Source organism: Antrihabitans spumae (genome assembly GCF_043944905.1).
Lineage (GTDB): Bacteria > Actinomycetota > Actinomycetes > Mycobacteriales > Mycobacteriaceae > Antrihabitans > Antrihabitans spumae.
The window spans coordinates 22825-38489 of sequence record NZ_JBIMSN010000129.1; the positions used below are offsets into that span (position 1 = coordinate 22825).

The 15665-nt window shown below is 63.8% G+C and carries 16 protein-coding genes; 6 read left to right on the top strand and 10 right to left on the bottom strand.

Translation table 11 applies throughout. The features are described from left to right. Nucleotides 1-58: 58 nt before the first annotated feature. From ACHIRB_RS26340 to ACHIRB_RS26350, 3 genes are all read right to left on the bottom strand, one after another. The gene (locus tag ACHIRB_RS26340) at nucleotides 59-1228 is read right to left on the bottom strand and encodes a lytic transglycosylase domain-containing protein (RefSeq protein ID WP_395125964.1); all 1170 of its coding nucleotides are present in this window, start codon (nucleotides 1226-1228) and stop codon (nucleotides 59-61) included. A gap of 74 nt (nucleotides 1229-1302) precedes the next feature. Then, nucleotides 1303-1923, bottom strand: a complete 621-nt coding sequence (locus ACHIRB_RS26345; RefSeq protein WP_395125963.1) for a DUF1003 domain-containing protein — start codon at nucleotides 1921-1923, stop codon at nucleotides 1303-1305. Beyond that, entirely contained in the window at nucleotides 1916-3193 is a 1278-nt protein-coding gene (locus ACHIRB_RS26350) for a magnesium transporter MgtE N-terminal domain-containing protein (protein WP_199705829.1), read from the bottom strand. Before ACHIRB_RS26350 ends, ACHIRB_RS26345 begins: the two co-directional genes overlap by 8 nt. 71 nt (nucleotides 3194-3264) lie before the next feature. Between ACHIRB_RS26350 and ACHIRB_RS26355 the strand changes: the two genes are divergently transcribed. The 4 genes from ACHIRB_RS26355 to ACHIRB_RS26370 all read left to right on the top strand — a co-directional run bounded on the left by ACHIRB_RS26355 (nucleotide 3265) and on the right by ACHIRB_RS26370 (nucleotide 6998). Continuing rightward, entirely contained in the window at nucleotides 3265-3756 is a 492-nt protein-coding gene (locus ACHIRB_RS26355; RefSeq protein WP_199705830.1) for a YflT domain-containing protein, read from the top strand. Between the two features lie 193 nt (nucleotides 3757-3949). Then, complete coding sequence (locus ACHIRB_RS26360; protein WP_395127795.1) at nucleotides 3950-5230, top strand: extracellular solute-binding protein; 1281 nt, start codon at nucleotides 3950-3952, stop codon at nucleotides 5228-5230. Beyond that, nucleotides 5221-5442 carry a hypothetical protein gene (locus tag ACHIRB_RS26365; protein WP_395127794.1) on the top strand — a complete coding sequence of 74 codons (222 nt, stop codon included), beginning with the start codon at nucleotides 5221-5223 and terminating at the stop codon, nucleotides 5440-5442. Before ACHIRB_RS26360 ends, ACHIRB_RS26365 begins: the two co-directional genes overlap by 10 nt. Before the next feature lie 356 nt (nucleotides 5443-5798). Next, complete coding sequence (locus ACHIRB_RS26370) at nucleotides 5799-6998, top strand: NAD(P)-dependent malic enzyme (protein ID WP_395126567.1); 1200 nt, start codon at nucleotides 5799-5801, stop codon at nucleotides 6996-6998. Between the two features lie 36 nt (nucleotides 6999-7034). Here the strand turns inward: ACHIRB_RS26370 and ACHIRB_RS26375 are convergent, their stop codons facing one another. Genes ACHIRB_RS26375 through ACHIRB_RS26390 form a run of 4 tightly spaced genes read right to left on the bottom strand, consistent with a single transcriptional unit; the run spans nucleotide 7035 to nucleotide 10553 of the window. Beyond that, nucleotides 7035-7763, bottom strand: a complete 729-nt coding sequence (locus ACHIRB_RS26375; RefSeq protein WP_395119343.1) for an ABC transporter permease — start codon at nucleotides 7761-7763, stop codon at nucleotides 7035-7037. Continuing rightward, nucleotides 7760-8443: an ABC transporter permease gene (locus ACHIRB_RS26380; RefSeq protein WP_395119345.1), complete on the bottom strand. Its 684-nt coding sequence runs from the start codon at nucleotides 8441-8443 to the stop codon at nucleotides 7760-7762. The genes ACHIRB_RS26375 and ACHIRB_RS26380 overlap by 4 nt, the downstream gene beginning before the upstream one ends. Next, nucleotides 8440-9597 (bottom strand): ABC transporter ATP-binding protein, encoded by a 1158-nt coding sequence (locus ACHIRB_RS26385; protein ID WP_395119347.1) that lies wholly within the window; start codon nucleotides 9595-9597, stop codon nucleotides 8440-8442. The genes ACHIRB_RS26380 and ACHIRB_RS26385 overlap by 4 nt, the downstream gene beginning before the upstream one ends. A 2-nt stretch (nucleotides 9598-9599) precedes the next feature. Then, nucleotides 9600-10553 carry an ABC transporter substrate-binding protein gene (locus tag ACHIRB_RS26390; RefSeq protein ID WP_395119349.1) on the bottom strand — a complete coding sequence of 318 codons (954 nt, stop codon included), beginning with the start codon at nucleotides 10551-10553 and terminating at the stop codon, nucleotides 9600-9602. 127 nt (nucleotides 10554-10680) lie between these two features. Between ACHIRB_RS26390 and ACHIRB_RS26395 the strand changes: the two genes are divergently transcribed. Then, nucleotides 10681-11586 (top strand): ABC transporter substrate-binding protein, encoded by a 906-nt coding sequence (locus ACHIRB_RS26395; RefSeq protein WP_395126566.1) that lies wholly within the window; start codon nucleotides 10681-10683, stop codon nucleotides 11584-11586. Nucleotides 11587-11630: 44 nt separating this feature from the next. Here ACHIRB_RS26395 and ACHIRB_RS26400 read toward each other — a convergent pair whose 3' ends face one another. The 3 genes from ACHIRB_RS26400 to ACHIRB_RS26410 are packed head-to-tail and all read right to left on the bottom strand — an operon-like array spanning nucleotide 11631 to nucleotide 14925. Next, nucleotides 11631-12545 carry an alpha/beta hydrolase gene (locus ACHIRB_RS26400; RefSeq protein WP_395119353.1) on the bottom strand — a complete coding sequence of 305 codons (915 nt, stop codon included), beginning with the start codon at nucleotides 12543-12545 and terminating at the stop codon, nucleotides 11631-11633. A 5-nt stretch (nucleotides 12546-12550) separates the two neighbouring features. Then, nucleotides 12551-13381 (bottom strand): SDR family NAD(P)-dependent oxidoreductase, encoded by an 831-nt coding sequence (locus tag ACHIRB_RS26405; protein WP_395119355.1) that lies wholly within the window; start codon nucleotides 13379-13381, stop codon nucleotides 12551-12553. Next, a complete protein-coding gene (locus ACHIRB_RS26410; protein ID WP_395119357.1) occupies nucleotides 13378-14925 on the bottom strand; it encodes a flavin-containing monooxygenase in 1548 nt (515 codons plus the stop codon). Before ACHIRB_RS26410 ends, ACHIRB_RS26405 begins: the two co-directional genes overlap by 4 nt. A gap of 70 nt (nucleotides 14926-14995) precedes the next feature. Here ACHIRB_RS26410 and ACHIRB_RS26415 point away from each other — a divergent pair, with 70 nt between their 5' ends. Then, the gene (locus tag ACHIRB_RS26415) at nucleotides 14996-15616 is read left to right on the top strand and encodes a TetR/AcrR family transcriptional regulator (protein ID WP_395119359.1); all 621 of its coding nucleotides are present in this window, start codon (nucleotides 14996-14998) and stop codon (nucleotides 15614-15616) included. Nucleotides 15617-15665 lie beyond the last annotated feature (49 nt).

The following is a 15665-nucleotide window of genomic DNA, read 5'->3' on the forward strand; positions in this document are numbered from 1 at the left end:
TACCTGATTCGAGATTATTCCGTTACCCTACCGTGATCATGTGACCACGGCCGGGCGCTTACGGCATGGGGAACAGCGGCGGGATCAGCCCGAACGCCGGCACGGGAGCAGGCATCGGAGCGGGGTCAGCGGCCGGTGCCGGCTGTTCCAGCATCACGCCAGGAGCACCGGGCGCTGCGCCCTGAGCCTGTGGTGCGTCTGCCGCGGGCGGCGGTGGTGGAGGCGGCGGGCAGAAGATGCCACACGGGATCGGCGGCAGGCCCGGGATCACGATCATCGGTGGGGGTGGCGGCGTCGTCGTTGTGGACGGGGTCTCGCTCGGAGTGGTCGAAGGTGTCGTCGTCTTGTCTTCTGCAGCCTCGGTGAGCGCGGAAACATCGATCGGTGACGCGCCGGGCGGGATCAGGTCCGGGGAGATGGACACCGCCGATGGTGAGCCGCCGGTCCGGTACGCGGCCGACCAGCTGAGCACGTTCGCCGCATAAGCCATCGAGTTGTTGTAGCGCAGCACGGCGCGCAACTCCTGAGCCGGATCGCGGAGGTTGAGACCGCCCGAGCACAGGTACTTGGCTGCCGACACCGTCGCGTCGAAAACGTTGTTGGGATCGGAAACGCCGTCGCCGTTGCCGTCGGATGCGTAGAACTTCCAGGTACCAGGGATGAACTGCATGGGTCCGACAGCGCGGTCGTGAATCGAATCACCGTCCAGCGCACCGCCATCGGTGTCGCTGATGATGTTGTTGCCTGCGAGCGTGCCGTCGAGCGTCGGACCGAGCACCCGCGCAGCCGTCGTGCCTGCTGCGTCGGTTCGGCCACCGCCAGCGTGACCGGATTCGATCTTTCCGATGCCCGCGAGCAGGTTCCAGCTGACGCCGCAGTTGGGCTCGGATGCGGCTAGTGCGAGTTCGGCGTTGCGATAGGCGGCCAACACGATCTCGGGAATACCGAGTGCGCCGACGATTCCGGGAATGGCGACGTCTCGCAACGGGACGCCGCCCGTGAACGGGACGCCGGCGGCCGGCGTCGCTTCGCGAAACTTGCGCGCAGGTTTGTGGGTCGTCGGAACGATACCGACGATTCCGGTCACGGCGGGTTGTTCGGCGGCGGCGAGTAAAGGCGCAGGCGTTCGCGGATCGGGTCCGCTCGGCATGGAATTCGACGACGAACCCGCCGAAACCAGACCGGCCAAGACCAAAGCAGAGACCGTAATCGGTGCTTTCAAACGCATTCCACAAACACCACCCGGCAAGAATTGTGTCAGCGCCGATATTCGACCGGCCGCTCGGGACAACGAGACCCAGGTTACATACCTGTGACGGGGCGGTCTTCGGAATCGGCCATTTTGGCTTCGGTCTCGCGGCGTCGTGATTTACCGGAACCTGATCCTTTTCCTGAATTCTTGCGTCCTTCTGCGGAATTCGGCAAACGCTCGACCATGAGATCTTTGATTTCGTCGAGTTCTCGCCGCAAATAGTCACGGGTCGTTACCTCACCGATAGCAATTCGTAATGCAGCGAGTTCGCGAGCAAGGAACTCGGTGTCCGCTTTCGTTTGGGCTGCCCGAACGCGGTCTTCTTCCAGCGATACCCGGTCGCGATTCTCCTGCCGATTCTGGGCGAGCAGAATCAGCGGCGCTGCATAGGCCGCCTGGGTGGAGAAGGCAAGGTTCAGCAAAATGAAGGGATAGGGGTCCCACTGCAGCTTGATCGCAAAGATGTTCAGCAGAATCCAGATGATGACGATCCCGGTCTGGATGGCCAGATAACGTCCGGTACCGAGAAAACGCGCGAAACTTTCGCCGACTCGGCCGACGGCTTCGACGTCGATCTGGAATCTGGCGAAACGCGAACCGACGGGCGTATCGAGACGCTGCCGGGCCGACTGGACGGCGGCCTTCTCCGACGCGACCCTCTTCTCACTCATTGTCGTCGCCCTCCTCGTCGCGCCAGTCCTCGGGAAGGAGATGATCGAGAACGTCGTCGACGGTCACCGCGCCGAGCAGATGCCCCTCGTCGTCCACGACGGGACCGCAGACGAGGTTGTAGGTCGCGAAGTAGCGCGTCACGGCAGCCAGAGGCGTTTCGGGCCGCAAGCGTGGCAGGTCCTTGTCGATGATGCCGCCGACGAGACTTGCGGGCGGTTCGCGCAGCAACTGCTGTAGATGCACGCAACCGAGGTAATGGCCGGTCGGTGTCGCCGACGGTGGCCGCGCGACGAATACCAGACTCGCGATCGCAGGCGTCAGATCCTGAATCCGCACCCGCGCGAGCGCCTCGGCGACAGTCGTCGCGGGATTGAGAATGACAGGCTCGGGCGTCATCAAACCGCCCGCGGTGTCGGGGGAGTGCTCGAGCAACCGCCGGACCGGTTCGGATTCCTCCGGGTCCATCAATCGCAGCAACGTTTCGGCTTCGGCATCGGGCAGCTCACCGAGCAGGTCGGCAGCGTCGTCCGGGTCCATCGCCTCGAGGATGTCGGCGGCGCGTTCGGCCTTCAATTTGCCGAGCAGATCGATCTGGTCGTCGTCGGGCAATTCCTGGACGACGTCGGCAAGGCGTTCGTCGTCGAGCGCGATCGCGACCTCGAGCCTGCGCTTCTCGGGAAGTTCGCGCAGGGCATTCGCGACATCAGCCGCTCGAAGGCCTTCGAACTGCATGAGGATCTGGGAAACCCCTTGGCCAGGAAGCGCGAGGTCCTGCGGCGTCAGGCCGTGCACGTGCGGCCAGTCGACCACATGCAGCGGTGCTCGACGGCCGAGTCGACCACGATGACCGCGGACCGCGACCCGAGCCGCAACCCAGTCTCGGCTACGGGTCAGTTCGAGTCCGAGGTCGACGACCAACACGGTGTCGTTGTGCAGGTCGGGGAGTTCCGGATCGTCGATTCGGACCTTCGAGTCGAGGACCTGCGCGAGGACGAGCACCTCGCCGAGTCGCTGGGCGAAGCGGCGCAGCGAGACGTTGCCCGTCGTCAGCGTCACCGAACTCGGCTCGATGGCAGTCACCCGCAGCATCGGGACGAAGATCCTTTTGTGGGTGAGCAATTCGACGACCAAGCCGAGTACCCGCGGCTGCTGTCTACCGATGCGAATCGTGATGACGACGTCCCGGACGCGGCCGACCGACTCGCCGTCGGGGCCGAGCACCACCAGGCCGGCGAGCCTGGCTGCGAATACCTTGCTGACCGCTGCCATGGGTGTCAGGTTAGAGGCCGAGCGGTGGTCCGACCCTCCCGAGGTGCGGTTTCGGGATGCACAATATAGCCATGACGAATCCTATGGGTAGCTCCAACCGTGCGGGCCAAGGGCTTCCGACACCACCGTCCGGCTGGCCGATCGGCTCGTATCCGACGTACGCCGAAGCGCAGCGCGCTGTCGACTTCCTTGCGGATCAAGCGTTCTCGGTGCAGGACGTGACCATCGTCGGTGTCGACCTCATGCAGGTGGAGCGTGTTCTCGGCAGACTGACGTGGGGCAAAGTTATTGGCGGCGGGGTTGTTTCGGGCGCCTGGCTCGGCGTCTTCTTCGGTCTCCTGCTCGGGCTGTTCACGACGGGAAGCATGTTCGGACCACTGATCGTCGGTATCACCGGCGGCATCATCTTCGGGGTCATCTCGACAGCCATCCCCTACGCCGCTACCAGAGGGCAACGCGACTTCGCGTCGTCGATGCAGTTGGTCGCCGGGCGCTACGACGTGCTCTGCGATCCGAAATCTGCTGAGGCTGCGCGGGACCTGCTGGCAAAACTCGCTCTCTAGCCCACACAAGACGGCCTTTCTTATATCGTTCGGGCCTGGTTTCAGATAGTTTTGCAGAGGTTATTCAAGTAACCGGTTGCGAGTACAACGTCGACTCGTCGCGCGCCCTTCGCGTGAGCCTTGCCGACGTCGTCTGTCGCTGCATTCGCGAAACAGGAGGCGGTCCGTGCGGGTACGAAAACGACTGGCGCTTATGGGTGCGGCGGTCATCGTCGCTAGTCCGATGCTTGCCGCGTGTGGTTCCGACGACGGCGGGATCGTGCTCAGTTTCTATACCGCTGCGGACGGCGCCGAGCAATACAGTGCGGCCGCGGTCGCCTGCACGGCGCAAGCCAACGGGCGCTACAAGGTGGAGCAGCGCACTCTGCCGAAGAGCGCCAACGATCAACGGTTGCAACTTGCGCGTCGACTCGCAGGCAACGACAAAACCCTCGACCTCATGACCCTCGACGTCGTGTGGACCGCCGAGTTCGCCGAGGCGGGCTGGGCGCTGCCCGTCCCCGACGACCTCTCCGCGAAACTGAAGGACGGGTCGACGCTGGAGGGTCCGCTTGCGACAGCGGAGTGGGACGACAAGCTGTACGCCGTTCCGCTCAACTCGAACACGCAGTTGCTGTGGTACCGACCCGACCAGGTGCCGGCCGGAGTGCCACCGCAGACCTGGAAAGACGCGATCGATATCGCGAATGCCAATGCGCGCGAAGGTAAACCGGCGCAGATCGGCGTGCAGGCCAAGCAGTACGAGGGCCTGATGGTGTGGTTCAACACCCTGCTCGTGAGTGCAGGCGGCCAGGTCGTCGCCGACGACGGCAAAACGGTGACCCTCAACGACACCCCGGAACATCGCGAGGCGACCCAGCGAGCGCTGCAGATCATGAAGGACGTCGCGACAGCGGACGGCCGCGATCCGTCGATCTCGCAGAGCGACGAGGCAACAGCGCGCAACGGACTCGAGTTCGGCAATGCGTTCATGGAGGTCAACTACCCGTTCGTGTTGCCGAGTATGAAGGAGAACGCGACGGCGGGGGCGGTGCCGTTCCTCGACCTGAAATCCGTTCCCCCGGAACAACAGGACGCGGCGATCGCGAAGGTGTTCCGAAGCGCGCCGTACCCCGAGGTTATCGAGGGTCAGCCCGCCAAGGTGACCATCGGTGGCTTCAACATCGGCGTCGCGAAGACGACCCAGCACGAGGCCGAAGCCTGGGAAGCTGTGGCGTGTTTGACCAACGAAGAGAATCAGCGCAACAACGCGGTCAACGGTGGCGTGCCGCCGGTGCACGTTGCTCGCCAGGATTGCCGGTCTTCTGCTGGCCGCGATTGCCGTACAACTCGTTGCGGACTCGGTCCGCGGGTTCATCCAAGCGTCCTGATCGAATGCGCTGTTAGTAGTGGAGGTTGTCTAGTTTGGGTTCCATGGTGGGGAAATCGATACGCGGACTCAGCGGTGCCGTCGCCGCGGGAGTCGTGGTCCTGACGCTCGTCGTGATCGGTGCGATGGTGCTCGGGAACGATCGTGACTTCCCCGGACCAGGCGTCGTGTCGATCACGTGGCACATCGTCACCGCCGTCGCCGTTGTGATCGCGCAGGTGATTGCCGATCGCAGACGCGGATTCGTCTCGTTCGCTGCATCGGTCGTCGTGATCGGGCTCACCGGGCTCCTGCTGTGGACGCAGTGGTGGACCTGACCGACAGCTCACCGCCCGCAACCTCACCTGTGCTGCCGGCGTACGGCGAGACGGTTCTAACGCCCGGGTAATCCGCGTAACTTACGGTGATCGCGAGGGCCACGACCCTCGATTTCCACTCACGAAAGGCCGGTGGCAGACTAAGTTCCATCTGCGCGTCGGTGCCACCGCCCCGCGCGCTGGAGAATGCGGCAGATCTCGTGTTCGGACTCACCCGGTCCGGCAGACCGACGCACCGGTTTCGATCGATCGATCCGCCATTCATCTTTGCGGGAAAGCGCAATCCGACAGCCCGTTTCCACATACCCGGCAGTAACCCGGACCCGAGTTATCGGGTCCTGAGCAGGAGTGTCATCGTGTCCTCTGTGACTGAAGCGACCAATTCCCAAAGCAGCAACTTGTCCGAGATCACCGACGAGGACATCTTCGCCTCCCACATCGGTGGCAAGTTGACGGTAGAGCTGGCCGCACCGCTCGAGACGCAACGCGATCTGTCGATTGCGTACACCCCCGGCGTCGCACAGGTCAGCCGCGCAATCGCGACCGACGAGACGTTGGCCAAGCGCTACACCTGGACCGACCGGCTCGTCGTCGTCGTCAGTGACGGCACAGCAGTCCTCGGTCTCGGCGACATCGGACCCCGCGCGTCGCTGCCGGTCATGGAGGGCAAGTCCGCGCTGTTCAAGAAGTTCGCCGGACTCAACTCGATTCCCCTTGTGCTCGATACCAAGGACGTCGACGAGATCGTCAATACCTTGATCCTGCTGCGGCCGAGCTTCGGTGCCGTGAACCTCGAAGACATTTCGGCTCCCCGCTGCTTCGAAATCGAGCGTCGTGTCATCGAGGCGCTCGACTGCCCGGTGATGCACGACGACCAGCACGGCACCGCGATCGTCGTCCTCGCTGCCCTGCTCGGTGCGGTGAAGGCGCAGAAGCGCGATCTACACACCTTGCGCGTGGTGATCTCCGGCGCCGGTGCAGCGGGTGTCGCGTGCGCCAACATCCTGCTTGCCTCCGGTATCGCCGACGTCACGGTGCTCGATTCCAAGGGCATCGTCAGCGCGGACCGCACCAACCTGACCGACGTCAAGATCGACCTCGCTGCCAGGACCAACCCGTCCGGCCGCAGCGGCGGCGCGGCTGAAGCACTCGACGGCGCCGACGTCTTCCTCGGTGTCTCGGCAGGCAAGATCCCCGAGGAGCTCATCGCGAGCATGGCACCGGAATCGATCGTGTTCGCGCTGTCGAACCCGGACCCCGAGATCCATCCCGAGGTCGCCCGCAAGCATGCTGCTGTCGTCGCGACCGGCCGCAGCGACTTCCCGAACCAGATCAACAACGTGCTCGCATTCCCCGGCGTCTTCAAGGGCGCGCTCGATGCAGGCGCACGTCGGATCACCGAAGGGATGAAGCTGGCTGCTGCCAACGCGATTCTGTCGGTGCTCGGCGACGAGTTGAGCATCGACAAGATCGTCCCGAGCCCGCTGGATCCGCGCGTTGCTCCGGCTGTCGCCGAAGCCGTCGCGGAAGCAGCGCGCAAAGAGGGTGTCGTCTAACCCCAGTCGTCCCGAGTGAGGGGTCCCCACACGCCGTCAAACGGAGTGTGGCGACCCCTCACGCCGTTCCAGGTCGGTGATCGCCGCCGTCACATCGCGCGGGGTGCGTCGCAACCGGCCCGTGCCGGGTTGGCTCACCCACACGACGAGGGCGAGGAGTCCGTCGACGACGGCGGCGAGTGCGGCGACGAGCAGCGCAGCGGCAAGCACACGATCGAATTCGCGTAGTGCCAGTCCGCTGAAGATGGGCCGCCCCAAGCCGCCGAGGTTGACGTAGGCGGCGACCGTTGCGGTGGCGATGACCTGCAGTGTCGCATTCCGCAGTCCGCCGAGAATCAGCGGTAGCGCGTTGGGCAGTTCGACCCGGAACAGCACTCGCGGCTCGGTCATACCCATCGCTCGCGCCGCGTCCACCGTCGCTGCGTCGACGTTCGCGATGCCCGCGTAGGTGCCCGCGAGCAACGGCGGAATACCGACGATGACCAACGCGAGAATCGGGGGAGTCAGACCGAGCCCCATCAGCAGGACCAGCAGGGTGAGCAGACCGAGTGTCGGCAGCGCCCGCATCGCGTTGACCAGACCGACCAGCACCGCCTCGCCGCGACGAACGTGCCCGATCAGCAGTCCGAGGGGGACCGCTATGGCTGCCGCGGCGAACACAGCCAGGAAGCTGTACCAAAGATGTTGCAGGAGCAGGACATCGACTTCGGCGCCCTTGCCCCAGTTGTCGACGATGTAGGACAGCGCGTCGCCGAAAAGATTCATCGTTGCGCTGCCTTCGTCAGTGCCGCAACCTTTTTGGCGCTCGGCCTACCCGCTCGCGTCCACGGTGTGAGCAGACGGCCGATGACGAAGAGTAGACCGTCGATGACGAGTGCCAACACGACGACCGCGATGATGCCGGCGACGATCTCGTCGAGGTAGTCACGTTGGTAGCCGTCGGTGAACAGAAAACCGAGCCCGTGGACGCCGATGAGCGACCCGATAGGTACGAGCGAAATGTTGGTCACCGCGACGACGCGAACGCTTGCCGTGAGCACGGGAATCGCCAGCGGTAGATCCACGGTGAGGACACGCCGAAGAAACCCGAACCCCATCGCGTTCGACGAGTCGATGACCGCAGCGGGAACCGAGTCGAGCGCCTCGGGGACGGCGCGGATCAGCAACGCTGTCGAGTAGATCGTCAACGCGATGACGACGACAAGCGGATCGACCGCTTTCAGTCCGACGAGCGGCGGCACGATGACGAACAGGGCCAAAGACGGCACCGTGTACGCGATACTCGCCACGCTGAGCGTGAGTTTGCGCAGCCAGCCGACGTTGCGGATAGCTGTGCCGAGGGGAACCGCGATTGCAAGTCCGATCAGCAGCGGCACCAGCGAGAGATAGATGTGGGTCTTCGTGAGGTCGAGAACGGTCGAGAAGTTGTCGATGAGGTAATTCATCGATCGGTCGCTTCGAAGTGCTTTCCGTCGAAATGTTTACTGTTTCGCGCCTGGTCTTCGGCTTTGCGCTGTTCGGCGAGTTGGGCGATGACTTCGGTTGCGTCGATACCACCGATCACCGCGCCGGCCTCGTTCACCGCGACGCCGATTCCCGATGGTGAGGAGATCGCCGAATCCAGCGCCTGTCGTAGATCTGCGCCCATGCCGAACAGCGAACCGCCCGCCGACGTGGAGTCGGCGAGATTGCGCCCGGCACGTAGCGCTTCGACGCCGGTGACATCGATCCAACCCCGCGGTGCGCCTGCATCGGTGACAACGAGTACCCATTCGCCCTGCTGCAACCGAAGGTCACCGAGGCCGGCTTCGGTCGAGGTTCGAATATCGTGCAGCGCAACATCTTCTGCGCCACGGAAGGACAGACCTCGGTAGCCGCGATCACGTCCGACGAACTCTGCGACGAAATCGGTTGCGGGCGCTGCAAGTACACGCTGCGGCGCGTCGTATTGCTGCAGTCGACCCCCGCGGCCGAAGACGGCGATGCGGTCACCGAGTTTGACGGCCTCGTCGATGTCGTGCGTGACGAAGACGATCGTCTTGCTCAATTCGGCCTGCAGACGCTGCATTTCGGCCTGCAGGTCCTCGCGGACGACGGGATCGACCGCGCTGAACGGCTCGTCCATCAGCAGAATCGGGGGATCGGCGGCGAGCGCGCGGGCAACGCCGACCCGCTGTTGCTGACCGCCCGAGAGTTGAGCGGGGTAGCGGGTCGCCAGCGAAAGATCCAGACCGACTCGTTCGAGCACGTCGAGGGCTGCACGTCTGGCCGCTCGACGTGAATCACCGCGCAGCACAGGCACGGTCGCCACGTTGTCGACGACAGTCCGGTGGGGCAGCAGCCCGGCATTCTGGATCACATAACCCATGCCGAGCCGCAACTGAACCGCATCGAGGGTCGAGATGTCGCGCCCGTCGACCAGAATCGTCCCGGACGTGGGCGTGATCATTCGGTTGATCATGCGCATCGAGGTCGTCTTCCCGCAGCCGGACGGACCGACGAAAACGGTGAACGAACCAGCGTCGATACGCAGGTCGAGATCGTCGACAGCCGTTGTGCCGTCCGGGTACTGCTTCGTGACGTGCGCGAACTCGATCACAATCAGCCGATCGGCTTGTCGAATCCGTTTTCTGCAACCCACTTCTTCGCCGCTTCGGCAGGTTCGGTCTTGCTGTCGCCTGATACGGTCTCGTTGAGTTCGATCAATTCGGCGGTGGTCAGCTTCGCGGATACGGCGTCGAGAACCTTCGTCAGCTTTTCCGACTTCTTCACGCTGCTGAACAACGGCACGACATTCTGCGCGGGGAAGTTGTTCTTCGGATCTTCGAGGACGACGAAGTCGTTCTTCGTGATCGCAGGCGAGGTCGTGAAGATATTGGCCGCCGTGACCTGGCCGGACGCGAGGGCCTGGACCGTTGCCGGACCGCCACCGTCGGCGATCGCGACGAAATTGTTCGGCGAGATGTCGAGGTCGTAGTTCTTCTTCAAACCGGGCAGCCCGACCGAGCGTTCCTGAAACTCCGCGGGAGCGGCGAACTTGACCTCTGCCGAGTACGGCGCGAGATCAGCGATCGTCGTGAGGTTCCAGCGCTCGGCCGTTTCCTTGGTGACGACGACGGCGTCCTTGTCCTCCGCTGGCGCCGGTGTGGCGATCGCGAGGTCGGGTCCGAGTGCCGCGAGCAGCGCTTTGTCGACATCGGCAGCCGATGTGGCGGTGGCGTTCTTGTCCAGGTACGCGAGCAGCAGGTTGCCGGTGTACTCGGGAATGAGATCGATCGATCCGTCCTTCAGCGCCGGGATATAGGACTCCCTGCTGCCGATGTTGAACTTGGTATCGATATCGAAGCTGTTCGCGCGCAGCGCTTCTGCATAGATGTTCGCGATTGTCGTCGACTCCGGGAAATTGGCGGACCCGACGACGAGCGTGTCCGGATCCGAACTCCGCTCCCCACCGTCGCCGGCAAGCGGATCCGAGTCACCGCCACACGCGGCGGTCGACACCATCGCGATCGCGAGTACGGCGGCCACCAGCCACCGGCGGGGGGAGGTAGACATGGTGTCGATCTTCATCGTGTCCTTCCGACGCAGCGGCGGCGACTAGGGTGCAAGTGTATCGACCCGCACCGACAAACTCGTGACAAAGGGTGTCCCGGCGAAGATGTCGACCAGAGAAAGGTTCGAGGTGACCGATCGCATGTCCGCGTATGCACGGTTGGCGAGGGCGGCTGCGCTCGTTCCCGCGTTCGGATTGCTCGTCGCCTGCGGGGGGACCGATTCCGTACTCGACCCAGCGGCGCAGGGCACCACGATCGTCGTTGGATCGGCGAATTCCGTTCCGAGCGAAGTCGTCGCGCACATCTATGCGGGAGCCCTCGCGCGTACCGGAGCGACCGTACGGACCCAGCCACGCATCGGCGATCGCGCGGAATATCTTGCGGCACTGGACGAAGGCGGCATCACGCTGGTGCCGGAAATCAGCGGCGACCTGCTCGACTATCTGAATCCCGACGCGACGCAATCGACGCCGGACGAGGTGTTCGACGTCCTCAACAGATCACTGCCTGACGGGCTATCGGTGTCCGATTACGCTGCGGCACAGGACAGACCGGCCTTTCTGATGACACAGCCGCGAGCAACGCAGTTGTCGGCGCGATCGTTGTCCGACATCGGAGCTGCATGTTCGACGCTGACATTGGCTGCGGCCGCGGCGCCGGAGCAGTCCGTCGTCGACGCATTGCAGGCCGAATACGGCTGCAGGTTCAGCGAAACGCGAGTACTGCCGAGCGCAGATCTCCGCACAGCGTTGGAGACGGGAGACGCCGATGTCGCGGTTGTCCGCGGTTCGGCTGCCACGGGGTCGGACGACGATCTCGTGACGCTCGTCGACGAGAAGTTCGTCTATCCGGCGCAGAACGTCCTGCCGCTTTACCGCACGGGCGCACTCACCGACGCTCAGCGAATGAAGCTCAATATCGTTGCAGGCGAGCTGAATACAGCGGATCTCGCAGATTTGGTTCGCCAGATCGACGACGCCGACGCCAGGCCTGCCGACGTCGCCAGATCCTGGCTCGATGCGCACGGATTGTGACGCAAAAACCTCTGACGCAATACCTCTGACGCAAACCTCTAACGTCAGGCGACGTCCTCGTCGGCTGCCCTGTCGAACGCAGTGCGCAGGAACAGTGAGAGGTCGGAGACCGCGGCAGCCGCGTCCTCGACCATCGAGGCTTGCAGCTGAGCGCAGTGCCACAGGGTCGGATACTCGGTGTACTCGACCTCGACACCTGCAGCGAGCAATCCGTCACGGAGTAGCGCGGCCTGCGGCTGCAACAGTTCCGTCGTGCCGACGTGCACCAGGGTCGGTGGCAACCCCGCGAGGCTGCCGAGCAGTGGTGCGTAGCCGGGATCGGTCGAGTCGCCGTCGCCGAGATAGGCTGCGGCACAAGACATCGACCACCGCCGCGTGAGTACCAGGTCGCTCGCCCTCGGACTCACGACGTTGGGATCCACCCACGGCGCGATCAAGGCGAGTGCACCCGGCCGTACCCCGTGGTTGTCGATCAGTCTGCGAGCGGTCGCCAATGCGAGCCCGCCACCTGCCGAATCGCCCGCGATCGCAACCTGCTCCTGCGTGTACCCGTGTGCTTCGACCAGCTCGAGGTAGGCCGCTTCCGCATCGTCGAGACCGGCCGGAAAAGGGTTCTCCGGCGCCAATCGGTAGTCGATGACGAACACCGCCACACCGGCATTGCGCGCGATGTGGGCGGCGATCGAGCGATGTGTTGCTATCGACCCGATCGTGTAGCCACCGCCGTGCAGGTACAGCACGGCGGAGCGGTGATCGTCTCCCGCGGTGATCTTTTCGGCGCGACGCCCGGCAAGGGTGAGCTCATGGACGAGCGTGCCACTCGGCAGCGTCTGCAACGGTGCACCGGCATCGAGAAGTCGTCGCTGCGTCGCAAAGGACAATCTCGGATTGAGCGTGAGCCGATAGACAGGCCGCAGCAAGGTCGCCACAAGTGCGCGTGGCAGCGTCAGGTTGCGCACGCCAGTTACTGCGACTTCGGCATGATGCGACTTGTGGTCTCCGCGACGAGCCGCTGGTAGAACGAGCCACTGACGCGAACGAGCAGATCGAGGGCCTTGGCCTCCCAGCCGATGAGCACCCGGCCGTGGTTCTTCTCGACACCGCGAGTGATCGTTGCAGCGGCCATCTCCGGTGAATGTATTGCCATCTTCTTGTCGAAGAATTCGGCGAACGTTGCCGCGTCCTGACCTTCCGCATACGTCGCGTTTCGCGCGACCGCGGTCTTGATGCCACCGGGGTGGACGCAGGTGACCTGGACAGGGTGCTTGTTGACCATCATTTCCTGGCGCAGCGCCTCGGTGAAACCACGCACCGCGAATTTGGCTGCGTTGTAAGCACTCTGGCCAGGCACGGCCAGCAGGCCGAAGAGGCTGGACACGTTGACGACGTGGCCTTCGCCGGACTCGATCAAGTAGGGCAGAAACGCCTTCGTGCCGTTGACGACGCCCCAGAAGTCGACGTCCATGATCCGCTCGATGTCCTTGAATTCGGACTTCTCGACATCGCCGTTGTAGGCGATACCTGCGTTGTTGTAGATCTGGTTGTCCTTGCCGAAGTGCGCGTGCACCGCGTCGGCGTAGGCGAGAACAGCTTCGCGCTCCGCGACATTGAGTCGATCGGACTTGACCTCGGCGCCGAGCGCCTCGGCCTGGCGAACGGTTTCGGCAAGGCCTTCGGTATCGATGTCGGACAGCGCCAACTTGGCACCACGACGCGCGAGGTCGAGCGCGAGCGCGCGGCCGATACCCGAACCTGCTCCGGTTACTACGGCTACTCGGCCGTCGAACTTGCTCATCGGACGGTCGCAATCTCGGCGGTAACGGCACTGTCGGTGTCGACGGTGACGGTCGTGTCGTAGGCGTCAGCGTCGAAGCTGGCGAGCATACGACGGAACTCGAAGGTGAACCCCGGCCACAGCGTCGTGTTGTTGCCGTGCTTGTCCAGGTACCAACTCGCGCAGCCGCCGTTCATCCACACGCTCTTGGACAGCTTCTCCTGCAGGTCCCTGTTGTAGTCGTCCTGCTTGTCCTTGCGGACCTCGACGGTCGCCAGGCCCTGCTTCTCGATCGTCGCGATTGCGTCGGCGAGGTAGTTGATCTGCGACTCGATCATGAACACCATCGAGGTGTGGCCGAGTCCGGTGTTCGGGCCGACGAGGAAGAACAGGTTGGGGAAGCCTGCGATCGCCGAGCCCTTGTAGCCCTGCTGGCCGCCGACCTCGAAGACGTCGGCCAAGCTGCGGCCGTCCTTGCCGAAGATGGTGCCGAACGTGGGGGAGTCGGTGACGTGGAAGCCGGTGGCGACGACGATCGCGTCGACCTCACGGACAGTGCCGTCGTTGGTGACGATCGCGTCCTTGCGGACCTCTTTGATGCCGTCGGTGACCAGGTCGACGTTGTCGCGACTCAGGGCCGGGTAGTAGTCGTTCGAGATCAGCATGCGCTTGCAGCCGATCTGGAAGTCGGGGGTGACCTTCGCGCGCAGCTCGGGATCGGAGACCTCGACGCGCAGCTTCGCGCGGGCGACAAGCTCGAGCGGCTTCATCATGATCGGCGCCTTGGCAAGGCCGATGACCTGCGTCTCGCGCATCCAGTAGATGCCGGCGCGGGAGAGACGCTGGAAGCCGGGGACGTACTTGAAGGCGAGCTTCTCGACCGAGGTGTACTCGCGGTCGGCACGCGGCAGCAGCCACGGCGCGGTGCGCTGGTAGACGTCGAGGTGCTCGACCTTGTCAGCGATGTTCGGAACGATCTGGATCGACGAGGCGCCGGTACCGATCACGGCGACGCGCTTGCCGGTTAGGTCGGCGTCGTGGTTCCACTGTGCTGAGTGGAAGATTTCGCCCTCGAACTCCGAGATGCCCTTGATGTCGGGAAGCGACGGCTCGCAGAGTGCGCCGACCGCGGAGACGAGGATCTTCGCCTCGAACTTGCCCTTGTTCGTCTGGACGGCCCAGGTGTTGGTCTCGTTGTTCCAGTGCGCGGACTGCACGTGGCAATCGAAGATGTGCTTGTCGAGCACGTTGTACTTACGTGCGACGCCGCTGATGTAGTTCTGAATCTCGCCCTGCTTGGAGAACGAGCGCGACCAGTCGGGGTTCAGCGCGAAAGAGTAGGAGTAGAGATGCGACGGCACGTCGCAGGCTGCGCCCGGGTAGGTGTTGTCGCGCCAGGTGCCCCCGACGACCGAGCCGCGTTCGAGTACGAGGAAGTCGGACTTACCTTCCTGACTCAACCGGATCGCAGCGCCGAGACCTGCGAAACCGCTACCGATGATGAGCGTGTCGATGTATCGCACGCCCGTCTGGTCGACATCATTGTCTGTAACCTGGAGACTCATGTAGGTAACGATAAGGTCCTACTGAGAACTAGTCAATAGTCTATTGACTCTTATTCAGTAAGGTGTTTGTGTGGGAGTTGTGAAGCGAATCCGGCTCGACCCCGCACAGCGTCGTGACCAGCTACTCGAGCTGGGCGTGAAGATGCTGTCGCTGCGCGGTCTGGAGCAGATCTCGGTCGACGAGATCGCCAAGATGGCAGGAATCTCGCGCGGATTGCTCTTCCACTACTTCCCGTCGAAACGCGATTTTCACGTCGAGATCGTCCGCCACAGCAGCAACGAACTGCTTCGGCAATTATTGCCGAACCCCGAACTCGGGCCGTTCGAGATGCTGACCGACGTCATGAACAGATACGTCGACTACGTCACCGAACACCGCGACGGCTACGTCTCGCTCCTCCGCGGACCCGCGAGCGGTGATCCCGAAATGCGCTCGATCGCCGAAGAGAATCGGTCGGTTCTCGTCGAGCGCATCCTCTCCAACGTTCCGCTCGGCGGCGCCGAGGTCACACCGCGCGTCCGGCTCGCGGTCCGCGGCTGGATCGCGTTCGTCGAAGAGGCGACGCTGTCGTGGCTCAACGATCCGCAGCTGGGGAGGGAAGAACTCGTCGAGCTGCACGTCAGTTCACTGCCTGCAGTAGCGCTCGGCCCCGAGATCGCTGCCGCACTGTTACGGCCTTCGGCCTCGTGAGTTAAAGGTGCCCTCCGGACGCGCTGCTGGGGTGAAAATGGGGTGTGGT